6 protein-coding genes are annotated in these 5838 nt (G+C 35.1%); all 6 read right to left on the bottom strand.

The annotated features are described in order from the left end of the window. Nucleotides 1-7 precede the first annotated feature (7 nt). The 6 genes from AC3DU7_RS22955 to AC3DU7_RS22930 all read right to left on the bottom strand — a co-directional run bounded on the left by AC3DU7_RS22955 (nt 8) and on the right by AC3DU7_RS22930 (nt 4932). Entirely contained in the window at nt 8-1039 is a 1032-nt protein-coding gene (locus AC3DU7_RS22955; protein WP_488041613.1) for an RNA-guided endonuclease InsQ/TnpB family protein, read from the bottom strand. Nucleotides 1040-1115: 76 nt separating this feature from the next. Continuing rightward, nucleotides 1116-1607: a hypothetical protein gene (locus AC3DU7_RS22950; protein WP_488041612.1), complete on the bottom strand. Its 492-nt coding sequence runs from the start codon at nt 1605-1607 to the stop codon at nt 1116-1118. A gap of 297 nt (nt 1608-1904) precedes the next feature. After that, the gene (gene ndhO / locus AC3DU7_RS22945; protein ID WP_488041611.1) at nt 1905-2123 is read right to left on the bottom strand and encodes an NAD(P)H-quinone oxidoreductase subunit O; all 219 of its coding nucleotides are present in this window, start codon (nt 2121-2123) and stop codon (nt 1905-1907) included. Between the two features lie 797 nt (nt 2124-2920). Then, nucleotides 2921-3829, bottom strand: coding sequence for a DNA-formamidopyrimidine glycosylase (locus tag AC3DU7_RS22940; protein WP_488041610.1), 909 nt, complete (start codon nt 3827-3829; stop codon nt 2921-2923). A gap of 186 nt (nt 3830-4015) precedes the next feature. Beyond that, entirely contained in the window at nt 4016-4222 is a 207-nt protein-coding gene (locus tag AC3DU7_RS22935) for a photosystem I reaction center subunit IV (RefSeq protein WP_488041609.1), read from the bottom strand. 89 nt (nt 4223-4311) lie between these two features. After that, complete coding sequence (locus AC3DU7_RS22930; RefSeq protein ID WP_488041608.1) at nt 4312-4932, bottom strand: DUF6391 domain-containing protein; 621 nt, start codon at nt 4930-4932, stop codon at nt 4312-4314. Between the last annotated feature and the right edge of the window lie 906 nt (nt 4933-5838).

Raw genomic sequence — 5838 nt, 5'->3', positions numbered from 1 at the left:
AAGCCAATCATCCCCCTATTTCTAGGTTTCGACTGAACGAATCGCACCATTTTTGGCTAGTAGGCTCCCATCTGGAAATGACTTTCAACTCTCTACCATACTTTTCACATTTAGCTTCAGTTAGAGTTCTAAATTGTCTCCAACCTAAATCACTAATTGCTTTAGCCAATTTGCGATTTTTAACCATGCCAGAAACATTCAAATCTTCCAGTACAATAACATCATACTTTCTAGCCAAATCAGTTGATAACTTGTGTAGAAAATCAGTCCTAATATCTTTAATTTTTGCATGTTTGCGCAGCATTCCGTAGGAAAGTTTGCCGATTTTTAGTCTACGTTTTTCACGACGTTTACTGCCTGATTCAGCTCTGGCAAATTTACGCTGAAATTTAGCTAACTTTTTGAGGTTGTTTTTCAGAGGCTTTGGAGCATTAATTTTGTCTCCGTTACTCAAGGTTGCAAAAGTTGAAATACCTAAATCAATACCTATTGATTTGCCAAGCTTTGGTAAATGTTCTGCACAAGTTTCTACAACAAAACTAGCAAAGTAACGTCCTGCACTATCTTTAATTATGGTAACTGAACTAGGTTTACTAGCTAATGGCCTAGACCAAACTATTTTAATTTTTCCTACTTTTGGCAGATAAATTTTATCTAGACCTACCTGATAATTTTTACCTACAAATCTTGCAGTTTGTCTAGATTTCCTGGACTTAAATTTAGGTAGCTTAACTTTAATACCTTTACGCTTACCAGTACAACTATTAAAGAAATTTTTATATGCCTGGTCTAAATCTTTTAATGATTGTTGTAGTGGAGTGGATGCCACTTCATTTAACCAAACTAATTCTCGTTTCGCTTGAGTTATGAATTGTTTAGTTAAATCAACATAACTAGGTTTATTGTGGCCATCTGCATATAATTGATTACAATGTGCTAATGATTGATTCCAAACATATCGACAACAACCAAATAGTTGATTAATGCGCGTTATTTGTATATGATTTGGATAGATGCGATATTTGTATCTTGCTTTCAATGTTTTTTATCTATTACTCGCACTAAAGGATTATTATAGCATTGATTTGCATTCCCATACTTCTATCAATTTATTATCATTCTTCTTCATGTACCTTACCTTCAGAAATTGTCATTGTTTCTATCTCCATTTTCAAATTTTTATGATTACCTATTTCTCTTATCCATCTCAAAAGCGTATTTGCTAACCTCGTCGCTACTACAGTTCCTTCAAAATTAAAATCAGGATTTTGTAAACCCTTTCCCAACATTTCCTTACCGATATCTGTAATAAAAACCAATACTGCTCTATTTTTTATCTCAATTCTAATTGCTCCTGATTTTTCTAACTCCTCATATACTCCTTGATATTTACCTATTTTTTTACCGTATTTTTTCCGTTTAACTCTAGTAGTTAATTCACTTTTTTTTACTCCTATTGCCGTTTCTCCTTCTCCTCCTAAATCCCATAAAGTAAGCAACAAACGAGTTTTATTTACATCCTCAACACTTTCTTCTCCAAAACTTTCTTGAGCGGACTCTAAATTAATATTTGTTTCTGCTTCTAAACTCTGATTTTCTGTTGACATTTCCAGATTTCCTTATATTTATGAAATCACCAATAAAAGCCATGGGGTAGACTCCTCTTCTATAGCTATAAGCATTTCCTACCGAATACTCCGCAAACAGCTATCAGCTAGCATCCTATGATAGCTGACTGCTGAATGCTTACTAATATTGAGCTATCAGAAAAGATTCTAATAGCTTATTTTTTATGAACAATCAGGAATGCTTTTAGACAGACAAAGCTAAATATTCAGCATTTTTTTGTCATCTCTATACTTTGACACATTTTCTGTTCACTAATAGACTTATTGGAATTATTTCTACTTGAATTCTTCTAACTGATCTAGTCGTAACCAGATATTCGGAGTCGGTACTTTGCCGAATTTGACAAAAGCGTAATCTCCTTTTGTATCAACTACTTCTCCCTTACTATCAAATATATAGGGAGGAAACCTTGTGTCACTGGCCTTAGCCTCTAAGCTATTTTCGAGTTTTTCTCGCACAACACGAACTAAACTACCTTTTTTAATGTTTGCCATAATATTATGATTTCCATCTCTTGTATTTTCTGCTTAAATTTTAATAGAGAATAAGATTAAGTTCGTTTAATCAAAAAAAATCATACCCTGACATAGCATGGGTAAATAACTTCTTCTTTGTGAGTAAACAAGCAACAGTTAATTAGGTTTGCCCTCAAAAGTCTTTTAGTAGGGGTAGGAGACAGGAGACAGGAGCAACGGGGAATAAGTGAGGAGATAAGATTCATTATCCATTGGTAAGAATTGTCCCTTAATTTTTATGCCCAAATCTTGACCAACATCCGCTCCTAATTGAACCATTAGCACTTAAAACCTCACACTTTTTGATACTTAAAAAGGCACTGACCTTTATCTATAAAGACTTTGAGATTAGATCGGTAAACCCTAATTAAATACCCGTGCAAAATTAATTGAATTTTGTAAGTTGGGCAGAGTCCCCGTCACTAGGGCAACGTACAGGAGCGGAAATAAAAATAATTTTGCCTGCCAATTTAACTTCACCAGAAATATACAATTAATCTGGCTTAACTACTTAATATCCCACGTTGCATAAATTCGCTTGGAATTTTAATAGTTTTGTGGAAGTGGAATGGGCATCTTGCCCGTTGTTTATATTTTCACTCCTTGGCAGGATACACACCCCACTTATCAAGATAACATGGGTCTAAAACTCCGCCTTTTAAGGCGCAAGATTTTTGGAGAGTTGCTCACGCATCCCCGTTACAAAAATAACTTCTGACTTCTAACTTCTGACTTCGTTAAATTCCCATTCACCCCTCAGCAATGACTAATATCCTTTATTCTTCTTGGCATTGAGGACAAAAATGAGTAGACCGACCAGCAAGTTTAATTCTTTCTAAAGAAGTATCACAAATTCGACATGGTTGACCGGCACGATTATAAACCCAAGCTACACCACCATAATTGCCATTAACTCCCTTAACATTTAGGAAATTGCTGAATGTTGTACCACCTGCATCTATAGAGTTTTGTAATACTTTGAGTATAGCTATATGCAGTTGTTCTATCTGTGTTTTTACCAAATCTTTGCATAGAGTAGTTGGTCTAATACCACTAAGAAATAGTGCTTCATCAGCATAAATATTACCTAACCCTGCAATTATTGTCTGGTCTAAAAGGGCTGTTTTAATTGCTCTATTTCTGTTGTTAAGTTTGTTGGTAAGATATTCTAGGCAAAATTCAGGGGAAAATGGTTCAGGACCTAGTTTTTTCAGACCAGTAATAATGTGAGATATTTCTGTTGCGGGAGGTACCCTCCACATCTGGCCAAAAGTGCGTTGGTCTACAAATCTTAATTCCTGGGTAGGATGACCTTCACTTCCTGAAGAGCGATCGCCAAAAAATATTCTCACTCGCGTGTGTTTATGTAGACTTTCTTCTGGTTTTACCCATAAAAGTTGGCCTGTCATTCGTAGATGTACTCCCAGCCAACCATCTTGGTTTTCTTTAAGTTGCGTAAGTTTTGGAGTTTTTGTATCCCACTTGTAGAGTTGGGCCAGTAAATATTTACCTCGTCTATGCCACCCCGCGATCGCTTTTCCCTGCAAACCATCCAAAAAATCACTTACAGGAACTGGGTGGGCAACTGTGCGTTCTAACAACACTTCCCCACCCACAATTTTCTTATTTAGAGTCAGTTGATTGAGACCTCGTTTTACTATTTCTACTTCTGGCAATTCTGGCACAGTACTAACTATTTCTCACAGTATTAATTATTATATAGATACTGTAGAAATTTTTTCTAGTTAAGCATCGATCAAGCCAGTTTTGGCCTATTTTTGTTTATTTAATTAGAATTGTTCAAATGAGGTTTTGTTATAGCTCTGGGTTCAAAGAATAGTTTGAGACTAAATTACTTACCTTTAGGGGGCTTATACCTCTACTACTTCTTCGGTACCAAAATTATTAGTGTTAACGCCAGCTGCACTACCACTAAAACCTGCATAATTTACTTTATCAAAGCGAACAATAACAGGGTACTTGATGCCACTTTTGTCAACGGAAGCAACTGTACCAATCTCGTTATACCAGTAGGATTCTTTACGTAAAATCCGAACTTTAGAACCACGTTGAACCATGAATTTTTTTCCTTAAAACTTAAGAATGGTAAAATCGTCCTCTCATCCTATATCTTTTTAGTCTGAGATTTTTTTAAGTTTTGTTGCAATTAATTGAGCCAGGATACTTGAACAAAATGAGCTGGACGACCCCATAAATCTTGAGTTACAGAAATATTGACCACTCTTAAATTGAAAGGAATAGCAGTTGTTAAATATTTTTGGGCTAAATTACCTAGTTCTGGTGCTACTTGGATCGCTGCTGTAGCTGCAATACCAAAACCTAAGAGTTGCTCCATTGGTTTCCTGGGCATAAGTGCATTTATACCTAGAGCTAATCCTAGAGTGAGAGTCATTGCTACTGATAAATTTGTGCCACATCTAGGATGTACTGCCAAGTCCCATTCTCCAGAAGTAATTCTCTGTAATGCTACTTCTACTGCTTCGTCTAATTGAGATTCATTTATTGAACCATAAAGGTAAAATCCTTGTGGTGTAGACATTCCTCCAATTGATTCGTCAAAGGATGTTGAATTTCCTGAGTTGGCTAATTCACTGAGTACCCAAACTGTAGCGTGTTCCAGTGCATGAACTTGTCTAATTGTCAATATTTCTTTTAAGCCCGGAATAAATTCTAGTTGTTGGAGAAAATCACTATCTTGTGTAGGGTGGGGAGAAAAATTAAAGGGAAACTGCTGACTTTCAAAGGAAGTAGAGGTGCTTGCTGTCATCTTTTTTTTACTTTTTTGCTTTTGGCAATTAAATATTTCTAGATTTTATTCTTTTTAAGATTTTTATACCAATCTTAATTTAAGTTGTTAGTTATTGTAGATATGTAAGAGAGCTGTTTTTTCATAACACTTATGAAACAGATCCGAATCTTACTTGACACTTTTCCGTTAAATTCCTTGATTATAACGCTAGATTCTTGCTTTGCTAGCGCAACGCTACGGAAACATAGATTCTTAACTAGAGTAAAAAATCAAATAAGTTAAGTTATACTTTACAATACTCTCGTCAGATGTTTTTTAAAGCTAAGAAAATAATTGATACAAAATCAGGTTATGAAAAGCGAATTTGTCCAAACGCTTCTAACCCTTCTGGCCTCTGCTTTCTGCCTTACCCTAACAATAAACCTACTATGTAAACCGGATTTGGTATGATTAAGTATGACCTAGAAAAAGAGTACAAATCAAATAAACATTATTAAGCTTTGCATTCACAGGTAGCACAGCAAATATTAATATCTATTGCTGAATCTTTTAATTCATTTAAATAATTAAACAAAAAATACAAAAAAGGCAATCTGCATTTTCAACCAAGGAGGTCAATTTAGGCAAACAAACCAAATCATTCGTACAAATATCCGCAGCTAAACTTAAGCAACGAATTATAAACAATTGTATAAGGAACACAAGATTAAATTTGTTGAAATCAAGGAATCTTACACAAGTAAAGCTAGTTTTCAAGGATAGTAATTTTCTACCTACTTTAGGTGAAAAATCCGAAGGGGAGGCAGGAAATTCGGAGGATCTCCCAACGATTTAAACGTGGGATGTACCAAACTGGTAAAGGTTTGCTTGTTAATGCTGATTCATATTGTGCAGCTATACTCCGTAAAGTAGAGAAACAATTAG

Source organism: Okeania sp. (genome assembly GCF_983059655.1).
The sequence above is the reverse complement of the archived record's forward strand: the minus strand, read 5'-3'. Positions and strand labels throughout refer to the sequence as shown.